Below are 19,768 nucleotides of genomic sequence, written 5' to 3'. Positions count from 1 at the left end.
CTCCACTCCATCAATCCTCAGTGGATCGAAACAACGTTCGAATCATATCCGAACACGCGTCACCCTGTCAGGCGCTCGCCACTCGTGTCGCTGAGGTCGCGCGGAGGAGAAAGGGGAGGTCAGCCCTTGTTGTAGGCGGCGAGGACCTCTTTGGGGTCGCCGTCCATCTTGATCTTGCCCTTGTGCAGCCAGATGACCCGGTTGCAGGTCTCCTCGATGACCCGGAGGTCGTGGGCGACGAGGAAGACCGTGCCGGCCTCCTCGCGGATCTGGCGGATGCGCTTCTCGCTCTTCTTGCGGAACTCGCGGTCGCCGGTGGCCAGGGCCTCGTCGATGAGGAGCACGTCGTGGGTCTTGGCGGAGGAGATGGCGAAGCGCAGCCGGGCGCCCATGCCGGAGGAGTAGGTGGACATCGGGAGCTGGACGAACTCGTCGATGCCGGAGAAGTCGACGATCTCCTGGAACTTCTCCCTGACCTCGGCGGGGGTCATGCCCATGGCATAGCAGCCGAGCACGATGTTGCGCTCGCCGGTCAGGTCGCGCATGAGCGCGGCGTTGACGCCCAGCAGCGACGGCTGGCCGTCGGTGTAGACGGCGCCGGCGTGCGGCGGCAGCAGGCCGGCGATGGCGCGCAGCAGCGTGGACTTGCCCGAGCCGTTGCGGCCCACGATGCCGATGGCGTCGCCGTGGTAGGCCACGAAGGAGACGCCCTTGACGGCGTGGACCTCCTTCATCTGCGGGCGGCCCTGGCGCTTCAGCATGCGCGTCAGGGCGTTGACCGCGTTGCCCTTCTCGGCGTCGGTGGCCGCGCCGTAGACGCGGTAGACGATGTGGAGGTCGTCGACGATGACGGTGGGGGTGCCCGTGGGAACGTCGAGCGGGGCCTTGCCGCCGTTCGTGGCCGGCTCGGGGTCTGCCTTCCCGTCCTTACCGGCTTTGTCGGCCTTGCCGTTCGTGCCGGCCTTGGCGGGGACGGCGGGCTCCTCGCCCTTCACCAGTGACAGCTCCTCGGTCAGTTCAGCCACGCCCGTACCTCTCCTCGGCACGCCAGAAGTACCAGAAGCCGAAGCCGAGTGTGAACACTGCCCAGAATACGCAAGATATCCACACGGACTGCGGCGGGACGTGATCGACCTTGGTGATGAGGATGTCGCGCATGACCTCGATGTAGGAGGCCGCGGGGTTGGCGTAGTACATCACGTCGGCGATCCACTGGGGCAGCTCGGCGCTGCCCACGACCTTCTCCTGGATCGAGAAGAAGACGCCCGAGGCGTAGAGCCAGGTGCGGGTGATGAAGGGCAGGAGCTGGTTGAGGTCGCGCATGGAGGCGCCGAGCCGGGCGATGATGAGCCCGGCACCGACGTTGAACATCGTCTGCAGCAGCAGCACGATGGGGATCATCAGCCAGAACCAGGTGATCGGCTCCTGGGTGATGAGCACGATCACCAGCAGCACGCCCATGGAGATGGCGAGCTGCTGCAGCTCCTGGATGGCGTAGGCGAGCGGCAGCGAGGCGCGCGGGAAGTGCAGCGCGCGGATCAGCGACAGGTTGCCGGAGATCGACTTGGCCCCGGCTGTGACGGTGCGCTGGGTGTAGGTGAAGACGAACATCCCGGTCAGCAGGAACGCGGGGTAGTTCGCGATGTTGCCCCTGCCCCCGAGGATGATGCCGAACATCACGAAGTAGATGCCGGCGTTGAGCAGCGGGGTCAGGACCTGCCAGAGCTGGCCGAGGGCCGAGTTGGAGTATTTCGAGACGTTCCGCGAGGTCGCGTAGGTCAGGATGAAGTGCCGTCGCTCCCAGAGCTGGCGCACGTAGACGGGGAATCTCGGCCGTGCGATGGCACGGCGAAGCCCATATCTCGCGGCGAGCTTGGCCAGCGGCTCCTGCCCGCTCCGGCCGCCCGCCTGGGCGTCCGCCACAGCGGATTCCGGCTGACTCATGGCTAGGACTCTATTGGATCCGGGTCGTTGGGATGCCTGTCACGGGGTCGTGTGGCAGTCAGTTGGACGGTGTCCTGGAGCGCTTGGTTCCCAAGGCGTTGCCAAGACTCGAACAACCGTAACCCAGACCCCCGGTGCGCGGCGGGCAAGGGCGTGAGCACGGTTCGGTAAGAGGTATTTTTGCTCGACTGTCCACGTCCGCTGGTGTGCCGTCTGGCCGATTTGGGGAGCGTTGGGCCTTCTATGGCATATGTCGGTGAAGCTGGATAGTCGCTTGTGTGACCGAACTGCAACGCGCCAGAGACTCGCTGGTGGCACGTAGTGAGGGATAGTCGCGATCGACTGGCAGGGCGTCGGCTGGTTTGACCATGTCAGCCAAACCCGGGGGATTACCAGATTCCCCGTCAGGCTGCTCACGTTCATCGCAGCTCAGCGCTAACGCCCACTTGTAGAGGGAGGAATCTTCTTACCATGCGTGTTACTAAGGGCGCACAGATCGTCGCCAGTACCGCGCTGCTGGCCGTCGCGGTTGCCGCGTGTGGCGGCGGCAGTGGCACTGAGACCGGCAACTCCGGAACAAGTGCCGACACGCCGGTCCGCATGGAGCTCGGTGAGCCCCAGAACCTGCTGGTCCCCTCGAACACCACGGAGTCCGAGGGCGCCGAGGCCCTCGCCGCCGTCTTCGAGCCGCTGGTCAACTACAACGAGAACAAGGAAGCCGTCGAGGCTGCCGCCGAGTCGATCACCAGCGACGACAACAAGGTCTGGACGATCAAGCTCAAGTCGGGTTATACCTGGCACAACGGTGAGCCGATGATCGCCCAGAACTACGTCGACGCCTGGAACTTCGCCGCCAACCAGGAGAACGCCCAGGGCGCCGGCTACTTCTTCGGCCGGATCGACGGCTACGCCGACCTCAACCCGGGTGAGGGCAAGACGCCCTCCACCAAGGAGATGAAGGGTCTCAAGGCGGTCGACGACACGACCCTCCAGGTTACCCTGACGGCGCCGTTCTCGCAGTTCAAGACGATGCTGGGCTACACCGCGTTCTACCCCCTGCCCAAGGCCGCCTTCGGCGCCGACGGCAAGGTGACCGACGCGTACGGCGAGCAGCCGATCGGCCAGGGCATGTTCAAGCTCGACAAGCCCTACAAGAAGGGCACCGACCAGAGCATCGACCTGACGGTGTACGACAAGTACCCCGGCAAGAAGCCGAACGGCTGGACCAAGCTCCAGTTCAAGCTCTACAACAGCTCGGAGACCGCCTACAACGATCTCCAGGGCGACAACATCGACATCCACGACTCGCTGCCCGCGTCGGCGATCGCCAGCGCCAAGACCGCGCTGGGCGAGCGCTACCAGGACCAGCCGGACGCCGGCATCGGCTACATCGGCTTCCCGCTGCAGTACAACGACGAGTACAAGGACATCAAGATGCGGGAGGCCATCTCGATGGCCATCGACCGCAAGACGATCGCCGAGACCGTCTTCTCGGGCACCCGCGCCCCGGCCGACGACTTCATCAACCCGGCCATCGCGGGCTACCGCCAGGGCGCCTGCGCCGCCTGCTCCTACAACCCCGGCAAGGCCAAGGAGCAGTACGCCGCGGCCAACGGCCCCAAGATGCTGGAGCTCGGCTACAACGCCGACGGCGGCCACAAGGAGTGGATCGAGGCCGTCGCCAACAACCTCCGCGCCAACCTCGGCGTCGAGGTGACGGTCAAGCCGTTCGAGAAGTTCGCCAGCATCCTGGACGACCTGGACGCCAAGAAGTACAAGGGCATGTTCCGGATGGGCTGGGCGATCGACTACCCGTCCGCCGAGAACTACCTGACGCCGATCTTCTCGACCGGCGCCATCAAGACGGGCTCCAACTACGCGGGTTACACCAACCCCGAGTTCGACAAGACCGTCGCCAAGGGCGACCAGGCGCCGACCGCCGAAGAGGGCCTGAAGTTCTACCAGCAGGCCGACGACATCCTGATCAAGGACCTCCCCTACATCCCGGTGTACTTCTACCGGAACAACTCCGGATACTCCACCAAGGTCAAGAACGTCAAGATCAACCTGCTCAACCAGGTTGAGTGGGTTGACGTCGAGAAGGCCTGACGTTGTTCCCGGGGGTGGGCGCGCGCAGGTGCACCCGCCCCTCGAGAGCCGTTAGGAAGGCAGTCGCGCGGTCCGCAACACCCCTTCGGCCCGCGCCACTGCCTTCTGGCATGTACGGGAGACTTGAATGGGCCGTTACATCCTCCGGCGCCTGATCCAGGCGCTGCCAGTGCTGTTGGGCGCCACCTTCTTCATCTTCGCCATCGTCTTCGCGCTTCCCGGCGACCCCGTCGCGGCGCTGGCGGGTGACAAGAGGCAGGACCCCAACATCGTCGCGATCATTCGCGAGCAATATCACCTGAACGATCCCCTGCTGGTGCAGTACTGGCACTACATCAAGGGCATCGTCCTCGAAGGGGACTTCGGCCAGACCTTCGCCGGAGTCCCGGTCACCCAGCTGCTCGCCGGCAAGCTGCAGGTGACGCTCAACCTCGCCCTCGTGGCGCTCACCCTCGAGGCCATCATCGGCGTCCTGCTCGGCCTGTGGGCCGCGCTGCGCCGCGGGCGGGCGACCGACACGGCGATCCTCGCCTCGACACTGCTGCTCATCTCCATCCCCACGCTGGTCAGCGGCTTCGTGCTGCAGCTGTGGCTGGGTGTGTGGCTCAAGCACGTCACGGGCACCGAGTTCTTCCCGATCTCGGGCGCCACGCAGGGACTCAAGTCGTACCTGCTCCCGGGGTTCGTGCTGGCGGGCGTGTCGATCGCGTACCTCACCCGGCTCACGCGGACGAGTCTGGTGGAGACGCTGAGATCCGACTACATCCGCACGGCGACCGCCAAGGGCCTGTCGCGACGCCGGGTCATCGGCCGCCACGGGCTGCGCAACGCGCTGATCCCCATGGTCACCTATCTGGGCGCCGACCTCGGCAACCTGATGGGCGGCGCGGTGATCACCGAGACGATCTTCAACCTGCCGGGGATCGGCCTGCAGCTCTACAACGGCGTCTACCTGCGCGAGCAACCCATCGTCGTAGGCATCGTGACAGTCCTGGTGTTGGTGTACATCCTGGCCAACCTGGTCGTCGACCTGATGTACGCAGTGCTCGACCCGAGGATCCGCTATGAGTAGAGACACCCCACAGGTCGGACCTGTGCAGCCCGAGACACAGACGGTCACCACCGACCAGGTGGCGACGGCACCCTCGCCCGGCAAGCGCCGCAAGCAGAAGGAGGGCAAGCCGGCGAGTCTGTGGAGCGACGCCTGGCACGACCTCCGGCGCCGGCCGATGTTCATCGTGTCGGTGGTGCTCATCGCGATCCTGATGGTCATGGCGTTCTGGCCGTCGCTGTTCACGTCCATCAACCCGCTGGACGCCCGGACGTGCGAGCTCGCCACCGCCCGTCAGGGACCGAGTACGGGTCACATCTTCGGGCGCGACAACCAGGGCTGCGACGTGTACGCCCGGACCATCTACGGCGCGAAGAACTCGATCCTGATCGGCGTCACCACCACCATCATCACGGCGATCGTGGGCGGCCTGCTCGGCCTCATCGCGGGCACCCGCGGCGGCGTGGTCGACACGGTGTCGTCCCGGGTCACCGAGGTGTTCTTCGCCATCCCCATGATCCTGGGCGCGCTGCTCATCACGGCCACCTTCCGTGGCCAGGACATGGGCATCTGGATCGTCGTGATGGCGCTGGCGGTGCTGTCGTGGCCGATGACGTTCCGCATCATGAGAGCCGCGGTGATCACGGCGCGAAGTCAGGACTTCGTCGTCGCGGCGCGGGCGCTCGGCGCGAGCCAGAGCCGGATCATGTTCCGGCACCTGCTGCCGAACGCGCTGGCTCCGGTCATCGTGGTCGCCACCATCAACCTGGGCGGGTTCATCGCGGCCGAGGCCGCGCTGTCCTTCCTCGGGGTCGGCGTGCAGCCCCCGGACATCTCGTGGGGTCTGATGATCGCCGACGCCCGGAGCAGGTTCCTGGAGGCTCCGCTGCCGCTGGTGTTCCCGGCGGTGTTCCTGAGCATCACCGTGCTGGCGTTCATCATGATGGGCGACGCCGTGCGCGACGCGCTCGACCCGAAGCTCAGGTAGGAGGGGGGATCCATGAAGAAGACATCGCTGGACACGTTGCCCGCCGAGGGAGGGCTGGGCGACGAGCCGTTGCTGGCGGTGGACGACCTGCACGTGGAGTTCGCCACGCGGGCCGGCACCGTCCGGGCCGTCAACGGGGTGAGCTACTCGCTCGGCCAGGGGGAGACCCTCGCGGTCCTGGGCGAGTCGGGTTCGGGCAAGTCCGTGACCGCCCAGGCGATCATGGGCATTCTCGACGTGCCGCCGGCGCGCATCCCCAAGGGCGAGATCCGCTTCCGCGGCACCGACCTGCTCAAGCTGTCGGACGAGGCTCGCACGCAGGTGCGCGGCCAGCGCATCGCGATGATCTTCCAGGACGCGCTGTCCGCGCTGAACCCGGTGTTCACCGTGGGCTGGCAGATCAGCGAGATGTTCCGGGTGCACCGGGGCATGTCCAAGCGCGACGCGCTCGCCAAGGCCGTCGAGCTGATGGACCGGGTCCGCATCCCGGCCGCCAAGCAGCGCGTCAACGACTATCCGCACCAGTTCTCCGGGGGCATGCGGCAGCGCATCATGATCGCCATGTCGATCGCGCTGGACCCCGAGGTGCTGATCGCGGACGAGCCGACGACCGCGCTGGACGTGACAGTGCAGGCCCAGATCATGGAGCTGCTCGCGGAGCTGCAGCGCGAGAGCAACATGGGCATGATCCTGATCACGCACGACCTCGGCGTGGTCGCCGACGTCGCCGACAAGATCGCGGTCATGTACGGCGGGCGCATCGTCGAGAACGCGCCCGTGCACGACATCTACCGCAACCCGGCCCACCCGTACACGAAGGGCCTGCTGGAGTCGATCCCCCGGGTCGACCTCAAGGGCCAGGAGCTGTACGCCATCAAGGGCCTGCCGCCCAACCTGCTCGACATGCCGACCGGCTGCGCCTTCCACCCGCGCTGCCCGTACCGGCAGGACAACTGCGTGACCGACAGCCCCCCGCTCTACGAGATCAACGGCAGGCGCAACAGCGCGTGTCACTACTGGAGGGAGGTCCTCGATGGCGACCAAGGGTGAGCGCATCCTCGAGGTCCGCGATCTGGTCAAGCACTTCCCCCTGACCCAGGGCATCCTGTTCAAGAAGCAGATCGGCGCCATCAAGGCCGTCGACGGCGTCTCGTTCACCCTCGACAAGGGCGAGACGCTGGGCATCGTGGGCGAGTCGGGGTGCGGCAAGTCGACGCTGGCCAAGCTGCTCATGGCTCTGGAGCGGCCCACGTCGGGCTCGGTCATGATCAACGGGCGCGACATGGCCCGGGCCAGGGGCGGCGAGCTCAAGCGGATGCGCCGCAACATCCAGATGGTGATGCAGGACCCGTACACCTCGCTGAACCCCCGGATGACCGTCGGCGACATCGTCGGCGAGCCGTTCGACATCCACACCGAGGTGGCGCCCAAGGGCGACCGCAGCCGCCGGGTGCAGGAGCTGCTGGAGGTCGTGGGCCTCAACCCCGACCACATCAACCGCTACCCGCACCAGTTCTCCGGCGGCCAGCGGCAGCGCATCGGCATCGCCCGCGGCCTGGCGCTCCAGCCGGAGGTCATCGTCTGCGACGAGCCGGTGTCCGCGCTGGACGTGTCGATCCAGGCGCAGGTCATCAACCTGCTGGAGCGGCTGCAGAACGAGTTCAACCTGGCGTACATCTTCATCGCCCACGACCTGTCGGTGGTGCGCCACATCTCCGACCGGGTCGGTGTGATGTATCTCGGCAAGTTCGTCGAGATCGGCAAGGACGTGGAGATCTACGACAAGCCGGCTCACCCGTACACGCAGGCGCTGCTGTCGGCCGTGCCGGTCCCCGACCCCGAGGGCCGCGAGCAGCGTGAGCGGATCATCCTGCAGGGCGACCCGCCCTCGCCGGCCAACCCGCCGTCGGGATGCCGCTTCCGCACCCGCTGCTGGAAGGCTCAGGAGATCTGTGCGGAGGAGGAGCCGCTGCTGCAGATCCGGCCCGGCACCCAGCACGAGAGCGCGTGCCACTTCGCCGAGACGCACGACGTCGTGCACGTCGGCTAGCGGCGTCGCGCACGCCGGCTGAACGGTGAGGAGCGAGGTCCCCGTGCTGGTCGCGGGGGCCTCGTCCTGTTGTCCGGCAGGTTCAGCGGGTGGCGACGACGGCCGAGCCGTGGCCGAACAGGCCCTGGTTGACGGCCAGGCCCACCCGCGCCCCCTCCACCTGGCGCGCGCCCGCCCGGCCGCGCAACTGCCGGGTCAGCTCGCACACCTGGGCGATCGCCTGGGCGGGGATGGCCTCCCCGAACGAGGCGAGCCCGCCGGAGGGGTTGACCGGCACCCGCCCGCCCAGCGCCGTGTCGCCCGAGCGCAGCAGCTTGCCGGCCTCGCCCGGCGGGCAGAGCCCGACGTCCTCCACCCAGTCGAGCTCCAGGGCCGTGGACAGGTCGTAGACCTCGGCGAACGACACCTCGCGGGGCCCGATCCCCGCCTCCTCGTAGGCGGCGTGCGCGAGGGCGGCCCGGAACGGCCGCTCCGGAGGCGGCACGGCCACGGACGAGTCGGTGGCGAACTCCGGCAGCTCCAGCACGGTGCTCGGGAAGACCGGGGTCACCGTGGACACGGCGGCCAGGCGGACCGCGCCGGAGACGCCGCGCCTGCGGGCGTACGCCGCGGAGGCCAGCACGAGCGCGGCCCCGCCGTCGGAGGTGGCGCAGATGTCCATGAGCCGCAGCGGGTCGGCCACCATGGGGGAGGCCAGCACCTCCTCGGCGGTGACGGGCTTGCGGTAGCGGGCCAGCGGGTTCAGCGAACCGGCCAGCGCGTTCTTGACCTTGACGGCGGCGAAGTCCTCCGGCGTGGAGCCGTACAGTGCCATCCGGCGGCGCGCGTACAGGCCGAAGTAGGCCGGGTTGGTGGCGCCCAGCAGCCGGAAGCGCAGCCAGTCGGGATCGTCGGGGCGGTCGCCGCCGACCGGTGTGAAGAAGCCCTTCGGCGTGGCGTCCGCGCCCACCACCAGCGCCACGTCGCACAGGCCGGCGAGGATCCTGGTGCGGGCGATGTCGATCGCCTGGGCGCCCGAGGCGCAGGCGGCGTAGCAGGACGCGATCCGCGCCCCGGACCAGCCCAGCGCCCGCGCGTAGGTGGCGCCGGCCACGAAGCCGGGATAGCCGTTCCTGATCGTGGCGGCGCCCACGGCGAACCCGACGTCGCGCCAGTCCACACCCGCGTCGCGCAGCGCCTCGCGGGCCGCCGCCACGCCGTACTCGGCGAACGGCCGGCCCCACTTGCCCCACGGATGCATGCCCGTGCCCAGCACCACGACGCTCACGACGCCCGGCCCCACATCCACACCAGCGGCCCGTCGGCGAGCGGCCCGCAGGTCAGCTCGACCTCCATGCCGACCTCCAACTCCTCGGGCGCGAGGTCCTTGACCTGGCCGAGCACCACGATGCCCTCGCGCTCCAGCTCCACGGCGGCCAGCGTGACCGGCGTGTACGGCTCGGCGACGACGAACGGCGCGGGCGGCGGGTACCGCGCGACCGTGTAGGACCAGATCCGGCCCCGTCTCGACAGCCTGGTCTCCTCCATGGACTCGCCGGGGCAGGCGGGGTTGGGGCAGAACCCGGCCCGTGGCGGGAACGCGATCGTGCCGCAGGAGGCACACCTGGTGCCGATCAGATGGGTGCCGTCCGCCTCGACGGTGAACCAGCCCTCGATCGCCCGTGTCATAGCCAGCAGTATTACACAAGCGCTTGCTAGGGAAAATGGCTCTTCCGCGTGAGCACCCGGGCCGCCATCACGACCGAGAGCACCAGCAGGGCCGCGATCACCGGCAGCCGCGACAGCGGCCGCTCGGCCGGCTCCCGGCCGGAGCCGCCGGCCGGCGGGGGGAGCACCCGCGCGGGGCCCGCCATGCGCTCGGCCTCCCGCAGCGCCCGCAGGGCGTCGGCGATCCCGTGACCGTAGGAGCGGCTGTGCCCCCCGCCGGGCCGCCGCCAGGCGCCCCGCTCGATCGCGGTGCGGACCTGGTACGGCGACAGATCCGGCCGCAGCCCCCTGACCAGCGCGGCGATGCCCGCCACCAGGGCCGAGGCGGAACTGGTGCCGTCGCCCACCACGTAGGACTCGCGGCCGTCGGCGGTGACGATCCCGGTGCCCGGCGCGACCACCGAGACGTAGTCCTGCCGGTTGGAGAACGGGGCAACGCTCAGCCGCCGGTCCACCGCCCCCACCGCGATCACGCCGGGGTAGGCGGCGGGGAAGTTGCGGCGGTTCGTCGTCTCGCCGTCGTTGCCCGAGGAGGCCACCAGCACGGCGCCGCGGGAGATCGCGTACTGCACGGCCTCCTCCTCGGCCGCCGAGCCCTCCCAGGAGCCGTCGCCGCCGCTCAGCGACATGCTGATGACGTCGGCGCCGCGGTCGGCGGCGTAGCGGATGCCGGCGGCCAGCGCGCCGGGGTTGCCCGGGTGGCCTTCGGTGCGCAGCGGGTCGCCGTTCTCCAGCGTCACCCGGACCGACAGGACCCGTGCCGACGGGGCCACGCCGACCACGCCCACCGGGCCCGCCACGGCGGCGCGCGGGTCGCCGGTGCTCGTGCTCTCCACCCGCCCGCGCTGCCAGGCGCGTTCGGGGGTGCCGTGGCCGTGGCCGGCGATGAGGCTGGCCATCGCGGTGCCGTGGTGCCCCCACCGGCCGGGCTCGTGGTCCACGCCGGTCAGGTCGGGGCCGCGGACGACGGTGCCGGTGAGGTCCGGGTGGCGGCCGTTCACGCCGGTGTCGAGGACGGCGACCAGCACGCCCTCGCCGGTGCTGAGCCGCCATGCCTCGGGCACCCGCAGTGCGGAGAGCTGCCACTGCCCGTCGAGCGCGCCGGGGCGGGCGGCGGGACCGCGCGTCCCGGCGTCCGCCGGGCGCCGGTGCGCCGTGCCGACCGGCCCGGCGGGGGACGCGCCCGGTGGCGGGGCAGGTGGCGGGGCAGGTGGCGGGGCAGAGGGCGGGACCGGTGGCAGGGCCGGGGACGCGGCCAGGAGCAGGGGCGCGGTGAGGCAGAGGGCGAGCAGGCCCGTCCTGACGCCGATCACCGCGCCAGGTTCCGGTGCAGCGCCTCGGCGAGCTGCCTCGCGCCGAGCGCGAGGCGGGGCACGACGGGCCACCCCCGCCGGTACGGCCGGCCGTCCGCGTACCCGGCCGACGTCGCCACGACGCGGCCGTCACCGGAGGCCACGGCGAATCCGGTGAAGCACTGCCGCCAGCCGAACCGCTCGGCGGGGCCGCCGGCGACGGCCAGGGGCCGCACGAGAGCCCGCGTGCGTTTCGCGCGTACCGCGACGGTCGTGCCGGGCGGGATGCCGGCGGTCACCCCGGCCGTGGCGGGGCCGGCCAGGACGGTGACCGCGGCCGTGACGACGTAGGTCTGCGTGCTGTCGGCGTACGTGGCGCGCAGCACGGTCACGCACCCGCGCAGCAGGCGCAGGGCGGCAGGGCGGAACGCCTGCCGGCAGGGCGTCTCGCGGGGGGCGCCGGCCAGCAGGTAGGTCACCCGGGCGCCGGACGGGCTGGTGCCGGGCACGGCCGCGGGGAAGAGCCTCGGCGCCGGCGAGGCGTGCCATCGCTCGGCGGCGGCGGGCACGGTCGGCACGGTCGGCGAGACCGTGGACATGAGGGCGAGCAGCACGACGGACATCTGACACATGTCGACCTCTGGGGCAGGAGGGGACCACCCGATGCCGGAGATTGTGACAGCCGTTCACGCCCGTAGTCCGACGCTTCAGTAAACAGTCCGATACGAGCTGTAATTGGCTTATGTGGAGTTCGTCTTAGCGCGACGGACAAATCCGGATATGCGCGCCTGGGGGGAGGCCCAGCCGTTGGGCCGCGTCACCCGAGTTGACCGCGAGCGCCACCAGCCCCACCGAGTCGGTGAACGCCACCAGCTCACCCGGCGGCACGGCGGCGTACGTCTCCCGGTAGGGCATCGAGAGCTGCCGTCTGCCCAGCCACACCCCCAGCGTGTCGCCGAACCGCACGCCCAGCGCCTCCAGGTCGCGCGCGGTGATGGACGTCTGCGTGTTGCCGTGGCGGTCGACCGAGACGACCTCCCCCTCCACCGCGTCCTCCCGCATCAGCGACGTCGGCTCCGGCAGCGACACCAGCCGCGACGGCGGCCGCTCGGGACCGAGGTCGGCCGGGGTGAGCCCGACGCACAACCGCCCGGCGACGGGAGCGTAGACGTCGCGCCCGTGGAAGGTGGGCGACACGGGTCGCAGGAAGTAGTCCTCGTTGCTGATCTCGTACGCCGCCTCGGCACCGCCGGCCGCGTGCACGGCCCACGACAGCAGGCCGTTGTCCGGCCCGATGAACACCCGCCCGCCCGCCTCGATCGCGACCGCCCGCCTCGCCCCACTCGTGCCGGGGTCCACCGCGCCCACGTGCACGCCCTTGGGCAGGTACGGGATGGTCTGCGCGAGGATCGCGGCGCCCCGCCGGACATCGCCTGACGGGACGGCGTGGCACACGTCGATCACCCGGACGTCGGGCGCGATCCCGGCTATCACCCCGTGGCAGGCGGCCACGTAGCCGTCCTCGAGCCCGTAGTCGGTGAGAAGCGTGATGACTGAGGTCACACTTAGTGACTGTACGTCTCCCAATCCGCCGTGAACAGCCGCACTCCGCACATTACGATGGCGACGGGCCGCACGCGCGTGTCGTGATCGTCGCGCGCGGCCTTCGAGGAGGAACCATGGACACTGCACCGATCAGCGGTGACAGTGGTGACAGTGCTGCCGATGCTCCCGATGCTCCCGATGAACCATCGCCCCGGCCCCTCACGGAACGCGACCTCGAGCTCCTCGCCTTCGAACGCCACTGGTGGCGGCACGCGGGCGCGAAGGAGCACGCCATCAAGGAGACCTTCGGCTTCTCCGCCACCCGCTACTACCAGCTCCTCGGCGAACTCATCGACCGGCCCGAGGCGCTGGAGCACGACCCCATGCTGGTCAAGCGGCTGCGCAGGCTGCGTGCCACCCGCCAGCGCGACCGGGCCGCGCGCCGCCTGGGCATGCGCCCCTGACCGGTGGGGTAGTGCAGCCGCGTGAAGAACATCCCTGGAATGGAAGCCATCCTGAAGGATCCCGGCGGAGCCGTGATCGGGCTCGACTTCGACGGCACACTGGCGCCGATCGTGCCCGATCCCGCCTCCGCCAGGATCCACCCCGAGGCGCCCGGTGTGCTGGCCGAGCTGGGCGCGCACGTGGCGGCGGTGGCCGTCGTGACCGGCCGCCCGGCCGCCACCGCCGTGCGGCTGGGGCCCGGCCTCGCCGACGTGCCCGGCCTGGTGGTGCTGGGCCACTACGGGTTCGAACGGTGGGAGGGCGGCCGGATCTCCGCCCCGCCGCCCCCCGCCGGCGTGCCCCGGGCCGAGGCCGAGCTGCCGCTGCTGCTCGCCTCGCTCGGCCTGCATGACGTCACGGTCGAGGACAAGGGCCGGGCCGTCGCCGTGCACACCCGGCGAGCGGCCGACCCCGAGGCCGCGCTGGCCGCGCTGCGCGAGCCGCTGGCCGAGCTGGCCGCCGAGCACGACCTGGTGCTGGAGCCGGGCCGGATGGTGCTGGAGCTCCGGCCGCCCGGCATGGACAAGGGCCATGCGCTCGGCCTGTTCCTGGCCGAACGGGCCGCGAGGTCGGTGATGTTCGTCGGCGACGACCTCGGCGACCTGGCGGCGTTCGACGCGGTCGCGAACTCCGGGCTGCCCGGTGTCACCGTGTGCAGCGGCTCGGCCGAGGTGACGCTGCTCGCCGAACGCGCCGACATCGTGGTGGACGGCCCGGAGGGCGTCGTCGCCCTGCTCTCGGAGCTGGCCTCGGCTGTCAGCCGTCCCTAAACGCGCTGCAACCGGCCGGCGCTACGGTCGCGGCATGCCGAAGACAGCCTTCGCCGCCGCGGCCCTCGCCGCGACGGCCGCCCTGGTGCCCGCCGTCCCCGCCGCCGCGGCCGCCGCCTCCACCGTCGCCCCCACCGCCGCCACCAAGCCGCTGCACCTGCGTGGCGGTCTCACCCTGCACCTGCCGACCTCCTGGAAGGTGTACGGCAGGGGGGACCACATCCGGGTCATCACCGGCAGATGCGTCTCGCCCAAGGGCGGCTGGGGGCAGCCCGAGTGCGACAGCTTCTGGGTGCTCGGCCCCAAGGCCATCAAGCACGGCCAGGAGCTGTTCAACCCCTACACCGCCGAGCACCCCTACTACCCGGCCACCGACGTGCAGCTCTGCCCGCACAACCGCAAGTGGGGCCAGGTCCTCGGCGGGGCCTCGGTCAAGGGCCTGCGCCAGGTCGGCCCCGGCCACAAGGCCCACTACCGCGAGTGGAAGGCCACCTGCGTCTCCTACTCCACCGGCAAGGTGAAGTCGAGGTACGTCCAGCGGGAGTGGTTCCTGCCGCAGACCAAGGTGCTCGTGGTCGACCAGTGGGACACGCCCGGCCTGTCGGGCGTGCTCAAGCGCGCGACCTGGCGGTGAGCACCCCGCCGACGGCCAGGGCGATGGCCACCGGCACCACGAGGAACGCCTGGCGGGTGCCGAAACCGTCGGCCAGCGCGCCCAGTACCAGCGGTCCCACCCCGACGGCCGCTCCCGCGCAGATGGGAGCGGCCGCGGAGGCCCGGTGGGGGTGCCCGGCGGAGGTGGCGATCAGCTCGGCCAGGGCCAGCGGGAAGTGCAAGGAGACGCCGAGCCCGGCCAGCGCCAGCCCGGCGTAGGCGAGCACCGGGTGGGTGGCCGGCCAGAAGACCAGCCAGCCGGCTCCGCTCAGCAGCAGCGCCCCGAGGAACAACCGGTCGGGTGGCAGCCGGAGGGCCAGCCACCCGCCGGCGAACCTGCCGGCCGCCAGGCCCGCCGTGAACGCCGTCAGGCCGGTGGCGGCGGCCTCGGCGCTCAGCCCGGTGTTGACGCTGACGAGCGAGGCGGCCCACAGGTTGAAGCAGAACTCCAGCGCCACGCAGCAGAACAGCACCCCGCCGGCCACGTGGAACCGCCAGCCGGGGCGCGGGGTCGCCGTCCCGGAAGCGGCGGGGGCCGTGGCGCGGCCGGTCACGGGGACCCAGACCCGGCCCATGGCCAGCACCAGCGCCACGGTCAGCACCGGGGTGAGCAGCAGTGCCGCCCGCCAGCCGAGGACCGTCTGGGCCGCCACGCTCAGCGCGAGCGAGGCCGCCAGGCCGAACACCACGCCCACCCCGTTGGCTTCGCTGATCGCCGCGGGGCCCGCCGAGCCGTGGTGGTCGCTCAGCGCCGCCATCGAGGCGTACAGCGCCAGCGAGCCGAAGCAGCCGGCCAGGGCGAAGCCCAGCAGGGTGGCGGGCAGCGCGGGGACCATGACGAGCAGCACGCCGGCGTTCATGCCGGCCAGGCCGGCCCAGGTGGCGGCGCGCCGGCCGTGCCGGCGGGCCAGGGCGGGCAGGGTGAGACCGGCCAGCACGGTGCCGACGGCCATGGCGGTGCCGTGCAGCCCGGTGACGGCGTTGGACAGGCCGAGGTCCTGGCGGAGGAGGGGGAGGGCGGCGCTCAGTCCGTACAGGTAGGTGGCGAAGACGCCGAGCTGGAGGTAGACGAGCCAGGTGGCCCGGTCGCGGGTGAGCCGGATGCGCTCCACAGTGCTGGACATCCGGGCGACCCCTATGGCGAATGGCGAAATATCACCCCAGATCGTAGTTGAGGGCGTCGAGCTGCTCCGCGAGCCACCGCTGCGGAGGCAGGGCCGTGGCCGCGGCGGCCAGCAGCTCCCGGCGGCGCGCGCGCTCGTCGTCGGGCATCACCAGCGCCCGGTGCAGCGCGTCGGCGGTGCCGCAGACGTCGTAGGGGTTGACCAGGAGCGCGTGCTCGCCCAGCTCGGCCGCCGCCCCGGCCTCGCGCGACAGCACCAGCGCGGCCCGCGGCGACAGGACCGGGCCCTCCTTGGCCACGAGGTTCATGCCATCGCGGATCGGGTTGACCAGCAGCACGTCGGCCAGCCGGTAGGCGGCCAGCGAGCGGGGATAGTCGTCGTCGACGTTGAGGATCAGCGGGTCCCAGTCCTCGGTGGCGTACTCGTGCTCGATCTCCTGGGCGCAGCGCTGCACCGACGCGGTGTACTCGCGGTATTCGGGCAGGTCGTGCCGGCTCGGGTAGGCGAAGGCCAGGTGCACGACCCGCCCGTGCCATTCGGGGTGCGCCGCCAGGAACTCCCGGTAGGACAGCAGGCCGCGCACGATGTTCTTGGACAGCTCGGTGCGGTCGATGCGGACGATCAGCCGGCGGTCGCCGACCTGCTCGCGCAGCGCCGACATGTGCGACTCGACGTCCGGCTCGCCGGCCCGCCGGCGCAGCGCCTCGCCGTCCACGCCCAGCGCGTGCACGCCGACGCGGGTGGTGCGGCCCTCGTGCGTCACCGTCCGTGCCGCGCCGTCGACGTCGGCGCCCAGCAGCGCCCGGCAGCAGTCCATGAACGCCTGGGCCCAGCGCGCGGTGAGGAACCCCGCGTGGTCGGCGGCCAGGATGCCCTCCAGCACCTCGCGGGCCACCTCGTCGGGCAGCAGCGAGAAGTATTCGGGCGGGGCCCAGGGGGTGTGGCTGAAGTGGGCGATGCGCAGGTCGGGCCGCTCGGCCCGGAGCATCGCCGGGGTCAGCGTCAGGTGGTAGTCCTGCACCATCACCCGCGCCTCGTGGGCGGCCTCCTCGGCCAGCGCCAGAGCGAACGCGCCGTTGTAGTCGCGGTAGGACTCCCATTCGCGCTGGAACCGCGAGCCGAAGCTCGGCGTGTTGGGGATGTCGTAGAGCAGGTGGTTGACGAACCAGAGGGTCGAGTTGGCGACGGCGTTGTAGGCGCGGTGGAACGTGGCCGCCGGGATGTCGAGCATCCGCAGCGCGCCGGTGTCGTAGCCGGCGTGGTCGAGCCGCCCGCCGGGCGCCTGGCGGACCGCGCTGCGGTCGTCGTCGGACAGCGCGGCGCACACCCACAGCACGCCGAGGTCCTTGCCCACCCCGGACAGCCCCGAGACCAGGCCGCCGCCGCCGCGCTTCATGGTGAGGACACCGTCGTCGGAGACGGTGAAGGAGACGGGACCTCTGTTGGACGCAACCAGGACGCTGTTCATTTACGCTCCCTCCAACCATAGGATCCCAGCTATGGCGCTTGATGAGCTAACCGAGGAACTGGCACGTTCCGCCGCAGCCGGAGATCATCGCGCGCTCGGCGAGCTGCTGCGGCGGATCGAGCCCGACGTCATGCGGCACTGCGGCCGGATCCTGCCCTACCGGCAGGACGCCGAGGAGGCCTCGCAGGACACCCTGCTCGCCGTGGCCCGCAACATCGGCCGCTTCGAGGGGCGCGCCAGGTTCAGCACGTGGCTGCACATCGTGACCGCCAACTGCGCGCGCACCACCTACCGGTCGCTGAAGCGCCGGGCGGCCGAGCAGAGCTCCGACGAGCTGCCCATGCAGAAGCCCGACGTGCGCCGGGTCAGCGTCATCGCCGGGTCGCGGCTCGACCTGCTCGACGCCATGGAGGCGCTGGAGGCCGACAAGCCCGACCTGGCCCAGGCGCTGGTGCTGCGCGACATCGTCCAGCTCGACTACAGCGAGGTGGCCGAGCAGCTCGGCATCCCGCTCGGCACCGCCAAGTCGCGCATCCACCAGGCGCGCAAGTACGTCCAGGCGGCGCTCGGCGAGGACTATCGGTGAGACCGTCTGTCTCGAATGGTGAGACGATTGGTCAGCCGGCCGGCATCGCCGGGTAGAGTTCGATCCGACAACTGAATATTGCTCATCCAGAGGGGTGGAGGGACCGGCCCTGCGAAGCCCCGGCAACCCTCCCGGCTTGAGACTCGCGACCTGGCGAGGCCGACCGGGACAAGGTGCCAATTCCGGTCTGCGGTCAAGGTGGCCGCGGGCGAAGATGAGGGAAGGCCTCGCTTCATGTCGCTTGACTTCGGTCCTGCCACCGCCCTGTCCTGCCGCGAGTGCGGCACCCGCTACGACCTCGGCCCCAGCTTCGCCTGTCTGGAGTGTTTCGGGCCGCTCGAGGCGGCCTACTCCTTCGGCGACGTCACCCGCGCGGAGATCGAGTCGGGCCCGGCCAACATCTGGCGCTACCGCTCCCTGCTCCCCGTCCCCGCCGACGTCGCCACCAAGCCCAACATGAACCCGGGCTGGACCAAGCTGGTCAAGGCGGGCAACCTCGGCAAGGCGCTGGGCATCAGGTCCCTGTACGTCAAGGACGACTCGGGCAACCCGACCCACTCCTTCAAGGACCGGGTCGTCGCCATCGCCGTCGAGGCGGCCCGCAACTTCGGCTTCCACACGCTGTCCTGCTCCTCCACGGGCAACCTCGCCGGTGCGGTGACGGCCGCCGCGGCGCGGGCGGGGCTGGACGCGTGCGTGTTCATCCCCGCCGACCTGGAGCAGGCCAAGATCGCCATGGCGCGGGTGTTCGGCGGCAGGCTGATCGGCATCGAGGGCACCTACGACGAGGTCAACCGGTTCTGCTCGGAGCTGATCGGCGACCCGCTGGGCGACAAGTGGGGCTTCGTCAACGTCAACCTGCGGCCCTACTACGCCGAGGGCTCCAAGACGCTCGCCTACGAGATCGCCGAGCAGCTCGGCTGGCGGCTGCCCGAGCAGATCGTCATCCCGATCGCCTCCGGTTCCCAGCTCACGAAGATCGACAAGGGCTTCAAGGAGCTGATCGCGCTGGGGCTGGTCGAGGACCGGCCGTACAAGGTCTTCGGCGCGCAGGCGCAGGGCTGCTCGCCGGTGTCGGCCGCCTTCAAGGCGGGCCACGACGTGGTCCAGCCGGTCAAGCCCGACACCATCGCCAAGTCCCTGGCCATCGGCAACCCCGCCGACGGGCCGTACGTGCTTGACATCGCCCGCCGCACCGGCGGGGCGGTCGAGGACGTCACCGACGCCGAGATCGTCGCCGCGATCAAGCTGCTCGCCTCGACCGAGGGTGTCTTCGCCGAGACGGCCGGCGGGGTCACCGTCGGCGTGCTGAAGAAGCTCGTCGAGAGCGGGCGGCTCGACCCCGAGGCGGAGACCGTGGTGCTCAACACCGGCGACGGGCTCAAGACGCTCGACGCGGTGTCCGGCGACGCGGCGCCCACGGCCGTGATCCGGCCCTCTCTCGACGCGTTCCGCGCGGCTGTCTGACAACCAGGAAAGGCGAGGTAAAGATGAGTGTTTCGGTACGGATTCCGACCATCCTGCGCACCTACACCGGCGGAAACGCGGAAGTGAGTGGCGAAGGCGCGACTCTTCGTGACGTTCTCGCGAAGCTCGACTCCGACTACCCGGGGATCGGCGCGCGAATTTTGGATGAATCGGGCAAGATTCGCCGTTTTGTCAACGTTTACGTGGGTGAAGAGGACGTCCGTTTCGCCGAAGGGCTGGACACTCCGGCGCCCGACGGTGTCCAGATCTCCATCATCCCGGCCGTCGCGGGCGGCTGACCGCTCGCCGGTTCGTAGCCGGCCGGCCGACGTCCGGCCCGTGCATGCGGGACTCGCGCCCCGGCCGGCGTGCGGGTCGCGATCCCGGTGCGGGAGGCGCGATCCCGTTCGCGGACGGCTGAAGCGGTCGTCCGGATCGCAGGCCGCGGCCACAACGCAGCACCAGAAGGCGCCCCTTGTGGGCGCCTTCCGCTTTTTGGGGAATTTCAA

Annotated in this window: 20 protein-coding genes and 1 riboswitch; of the genes, 11 read left to right on the top strand and 9 right to left on the bottom strand. The window is 70.5% G+C overall.

What is annotated here, in order from left to right:
* Positions 1 to 119 precede the first annotated feature (119 nt).
* Together FHU36_RS09405 and FHU36_RS09400 are read right to left on the bottom strand one after the other, a co-directional pair.
* Entirely contained in the window at positions 120 to 1,025 is a 906-nt protein-coding gene (locus FHU36_RS09405) for an ABC transporter ATP-binding protein (protein ID WP_185083353.1), read from the bottom strand.
* Positions 1,018 to 1,944 carry an ABC transporter permease gene (locus FHU36_RS09400; protein WP_185083352.1) on the bottom strand — a complete coding sequence of 309 codons (927 nt, stop codon included), beginning with the start codon at positions 1,942 to 1,944 and terminating at the stop codon, positions 1,018 to 1,020. The genes FHU36_RS09405 and FHU36_RS09400 overlap by 8 nt, the downstream gene beginning before the upstream one ends.
* 471 nt (positions 1,945 to 2,415) lie before the next feature.
* Between FHU36_RS09400 and FHU36_RS09395 the strand changes: the two genes are divergently transcribed.
* The 5 genes from FHU36_RS09395 (at position 2,416) to FHU36_RS09375 (ending at position 8,142) form a co-directional block, all read left to right on the top strand.
* Positions 2,416 to 4,053, top strand: coding sequence for a peptide ABC transporter substrate-binding protein (locus tag FHU36_RS09395; RefSeq protein WP_185083351.1), 1,638 nt, complete (start codon positions 2,416 to 2,418; stop codon positions 4,051 to 4,053).
* A 127-nt stretch (positions 4,054 to 4,180) separates the two neighbouring features.
* Positions 4,181 to 5,125 carry an ABC transporter permease gene (locus FHU36_RS09390; protein ID WP_185083350.1) on the top strand — a complete coding sequence of 315 codons (945 nt, stop codon included), beginning with the start codon at positions 4,181 to 4,183 and terminating at the stop codon, positions 5,123 to 5,125.
* The gene (locus FHU36_RS09385) at positions 5,118 to 6,092 is read left to right on the top strand and encodes an ABC transporter permease (RefSeq protein ID WP_185083349.1); all 975 of its coding nucleotides are present in this window, start codon (positions 5,118 to 5,120) and stop codon (positions 6,090 to 6,092) included. The genes FHU36_RS09390 and FHU36_RS09385 overlap by 8 nt, the downstream gene beginning before the upstream one ends.
* Before the next feature lie 12 nt (positions 6,093 to 6,104).
* Positions 6,105 to 7,142, top strand: coding sequence for an ABC transporter ATP-binding protein (locus FHU36_RS09380; protein ID WP_185083348.1), 1,038 nt, complete (start codon positions 6,105 to 6,107; stop codon positions 7,140 to 7,142).
* Positions 7,126 to 8,142 (top strand): ABC transporter ATP-binding protein, encoded by a 1,017-nt coding sequence (locus FHU36_RS09375; protein WP_185083347.1) that lies wholly within the window; start codon positions 7,126 to 7,128, stop codon positions 8,140 to 8,142. The genes FHU36_RS09380 and FHU36_RS09375 overlap by 17 nt, the downstream gene beginning before the upstream one ends.
* A gap of 82 nt (positions 8,143 to 8,224) precedes the next feature.
* Here FHU36_RS09375 and FHU36_RS09370 read toward each other — a convergent pair whose 3' ends face one another.
* The 5 genes from FHU36_RS09370 to FHU36_RS09350 form a co-directional block, all read right to left on the bottom strand.
* Entirely contained in the window at positions 8,225 to 9,382 is a 1,158-nt protein-coding gene (locus FHU36_RS09370; protein ID WP_221496201.1) for a lipid-transfer protein, read from the bottom strand.
* 23 nt (positions 9,383 to 9,405) lie between these two features.
* Positions 9,406 to 9,810, bottom strand: coding sequence for a Zn-ribbon domain-containing OB-fold protein (locus FHU36_RS09365; RefSeq protein ID WP_185083345.1), 405 nt, complete (start codon positions 9,808 to 9,810; stop codon positions 9,406 to 9,408).
* A gap of 26 nt (positions 9,811 to 9,836) precedes the next feature.
* On the bottom strand, positions 9,837 to 11,162 hold the full coding sequence (locus tag FHU36_RS09360; RefSeq protein WP_185083344.1) for a S8 family peptidase: 1,326 nt from the start codon (positions 11,160 to 11,162) through the stop codon (positions 9,837 to 9,839).
* Positions 11,159 to 11,764 (bottom strand): hypothetical protein, encoded by a 606-nt coding sequence (locus tag FHU36_RS09355; RefSeq protein ID WP_185083343.1) that lies wholly within the window; start codon positions 11,762 to 11,764, stop codon positions 11,159 to 11,161. Before FHU36_RS09355 ends, FHU36_RS09360 begins: the two co-directional genes overlap by 4 nt.
* 133 nt (positions 11,765 to 11,897) lie before the next feature.
* Positions 11,898 to 12,704, bottom strand: a complete 807-nt coding sequence (locus FHU36_RS09350) for an SAM hydrolase/SAM-dependent halogenase family protein (RefSeq protein ID WP_185083342.1) — start codon at positions 12,702 to 12,704, stop codon at positions 11,898 to 11,900.
* A gap of 116 nt (positions 12,705 to 12,820) precedes the next feature.
* Here FHU36_RS09350 and FHU36_RS09345 point away from each other — a divergent pair, with 116 nt between their 5' ends.
* Genes FHU36_RS09345 through FHU36_RS09335 form a run of 3 tightly spaced genes read left to right on the top strand, consistent with a single transcriptional unit; the run spans position 12,821 to position 14,594 of the window.
* On the top strand, positions 12,821 to 13,150 hold the full coding sequence (locus FHU36_RS09345) for a DUF3263 domain-containing protein (protein WP_185083341.1): 330 nt from the start codon (positions 12,821 to 12,823) through the stop codon (positions 13,148 to 13,150).
* Between the two features lie 39 nt (positions 13,151 to 13,189).
* Positions 13,190 to 13,960, top strand: a complete 771-nt coding sequence (gene otsB / locus FHU36_RS09340; protein WP_185083340.1) for a trehalose-phosphatase — start codon at positions 13,190 to 13,192, stop codon at positions 13,958 to 13,960.
* A gap of 34 nt (positions 13,961 to 13,994) precedes the next feature.
* Positions 13,995 to 14,594, top strand: a complete 600-nt coding sequence (locus FHU36_RS09335; RefSeq protein ID WP_185083339.1) for a hypothetical protein — start codon at positions 13,995 to 13,997, stop codon at positions 14,592 to 14,594.
* Here FHU36_RS09335 and FHU36_RS09330 read toward each other — a convergent pair.
* Together FHU36_RS09330 and FHU36_RS09325 are read right to left on the bottom strand one after the other, a co-directional pair.
* Positions 14,572 to 15,738 carry an MFS transporter gene (locus tag FHU36_RS09330; RefSeq protein WP_185083338.1) on the bottom strand — a complete coding sequence of 389 codons (1,167 nt, stop codon included), beginning with the start codon at positions 15,736 to 15,738 and terminating at the stop codon, positions 14,572 to 14,574. The genes FHU36_RS09335 and FHU36_RS09330 overlap by 23 nt on opposite strands.
* Positions 15,739 to 15,769: 31 nt before the next feature.
* Positions 15,770 to 17,206, bottom strand: a complete 1,437-nt coding sequence (locus FHU36_RS09325) for an alpha,alpha-trehalose-phosphate synthase (UDP-forming) (RefSeq protein WP_185083337.1) — start codon at positions 17,204 to 17,206, stop codon at positions 15,770 to 15,772.
* Between the two features lie 31 nt (positions 17,207 to 17,237).
* Here FHU36_RS09325 and FHU36_RS09320 point away from each other — a divergent pair, with 31 nt between their 5' ends.
* From FHU36_RS09320 to FHU36_RS09310, 3 genes are all read left to right on the top strand, one after another.
* Positions 17,238 to 17,792, top strand: coding sequence for an RNA polymerase sigma factor (locus FHU36_RS09320; protein WP_185083336.1), 555 nt, complete (start codon positions 17,238 to 17,240; stop codon positions 17,790 to 17,792).
* 79 nt (positions 17,793 to 17,871) lie between these two features.
* A riboswitch (SAM riboswitch) is annotated at positions 17,872 to 18,013 on the top strand.
* A gap of 13 nt (positions 18,014 to 18,026) precedes the next feature.
* Complete coding sequence (gene thrC, locus FHU36_RS09315; RefSeq protein WP_185083335.1) at positions 18,027 to 19,259, top strand: threonine synthase; 1,233 nt, start codon at positions 18,027 to 18,029, stop codon at positions 19,257 to 19,259.
* A gap of 23 nt (positions 19,260 to 19,282) precedes the next feature.
* Positions 19,283 to 19,558, top strand: coding sequence for a MoaD/ThiS family protein (locus tag FHU36_RS09310; RefSeq protein WP_101789288.1), 276 nt, complete (start codon positions 19,283 to 19,285; stop codon positions 19,556 to 19,558).
* The last annotated feature ends 210 nt before the right edge of the window (positions 19,559 to 19,768 follow it).

Source organism: Nonomuraea muscovyensis (assembly GCF_014207745.1).
Taxonomy (GTDB): Bacteria; Actinomycetota; Actinomycetes; order Streptosporangiales; family Streptosporangiaceae; genus Nonomuraea; species Nonomuraea muscovyensis.
This window is presented reverse-complemented; position numbering and strand designations above follow the sequence as displayed.

Excerpts from the sequence above, each read along its gene's own strand:
- FHU36_RS09380 (WP_185083348.1), top strand. The coding sequence starts at position 6,105 with ATGAAGAAGACATCGCTGGACACGTTGCCCGCCGAGGGAGGGCTGGGC.
- FHU36_RS09365 (WP_185083345.1), bottom strand. The coding sequence starts at position 9,810 with ATGACACGGGCGATCGAGGGCTGGTTCACCGTCGAGGCGGACGGCACC.
- otsB (WP_185083340.1), top strand. The coding sequence starts at position 13,190 with ATGGAAGCCATCCTGAAGGATCCCGGCGGAGCCGTGATCGGGCTCGAC.
- FHU36_RS09385 (WP_185083349.1), top strand. The coding sequence starts at position 5,118 with ATGAGTAGAGACACCCCACAGGTCGGACCTGTGCAGCCCGAGACACAG.
- FHU36_RS09400 (WP_185083352.1), bottom strand. The coding sequence starts at position 1,944 with ATGAGTCAGCCGGAATCCGCTGTGGCGGACGCCCAGGCGGGCGGCCGG.
- FHU36_RS09395 (WP_185083351.1), top strand. The coding sequence starts at position 2,416 with ATGCGTGTTACTAAGGGCGCACAGATCGTCGCCAGTACCGCGCTGCTG.
- FHU36_RS09330 (WP_185083338.1), bottom strand. The coding sequence starts at position 15,738 with ATGTCCAGCACTGTGGAGCGCATCCGGCTCACCCGCGACCGGGCCACC.
- FHU36_RS09370 (WP_221496201.1), bottom strand. The coding sequence starts at position 9,382 with ATGCATCCGTGGGGCAAGTGGGGCCGGCCGTTCGCCGAGTACGGCGTG.
- FHU36_RS09345 (WP_185083341.1), top strand. The coding sequence starts at position 12,821 with ATGGACACTGCACCGATCAGCGGTGACAGTGGTGACAGTGCTGCCGAT.
- FHU36_RS09320 (WP_185083336.1), top strand. The coding sequence starts at position 17,238 with ATGGCGCTTGATGAGCTAACCGAGGAACTGGCACGTTCCGCCGCAGCC.
- FHU36_RS09335 (WP_185083339.1), top strand. The coding sequence starts at position 13,995 with ATGCCGAAGACAGCCTTCGCCGCCGCGGCCCTCGCCGCGACGGCCGCC.
- thrC (WP_185083335.1), top strand. The coding sequence starts at position 18,027 with ATGTCGCTTGACTTCGGTCCTGCCACCGCCCTGTCCTGCCGCGAGTGC.
- FHU36_RS09355 (WP_185083343.1), bottom strand. The coding sequence starts at position 11,764 with ATGTCCGTCGTGCTGCTCGCCCTCATGTCCACGGTCTCGCCGACCGTG.
- FHU36_RS09375 (WP_185083347.1), top strand. The coding sequence starts at position 7,126 with ATGGCGACCAAGGGTGAGCGCATCCTCGAGGTCCGCGATCTGGTCAAG.
- FHU36_RS09390 (WP_185083350.1), top strand. The coding sequence starts at position 4,181 with ATGGGCCGTTACATCCTCCGGCGCCTGATCCAGGCGCTGCCAGTGCTG.
- FHU36_RS09325 (WP_185083337.1), bottom strand. The coding sequence starts at position 17,206 with ATGAACAGCGTCCTGGTTGCGTCCAACAGAGGTCCCGTCTCCTTCACC.
- FHU36_RS09310 (WP_101789288.1), top strand. The coding sequence starts at position 19,283 with ATGAGTGTTTCGGTACGGATTCCGACCATCCTGCGCACCTACACCGGC.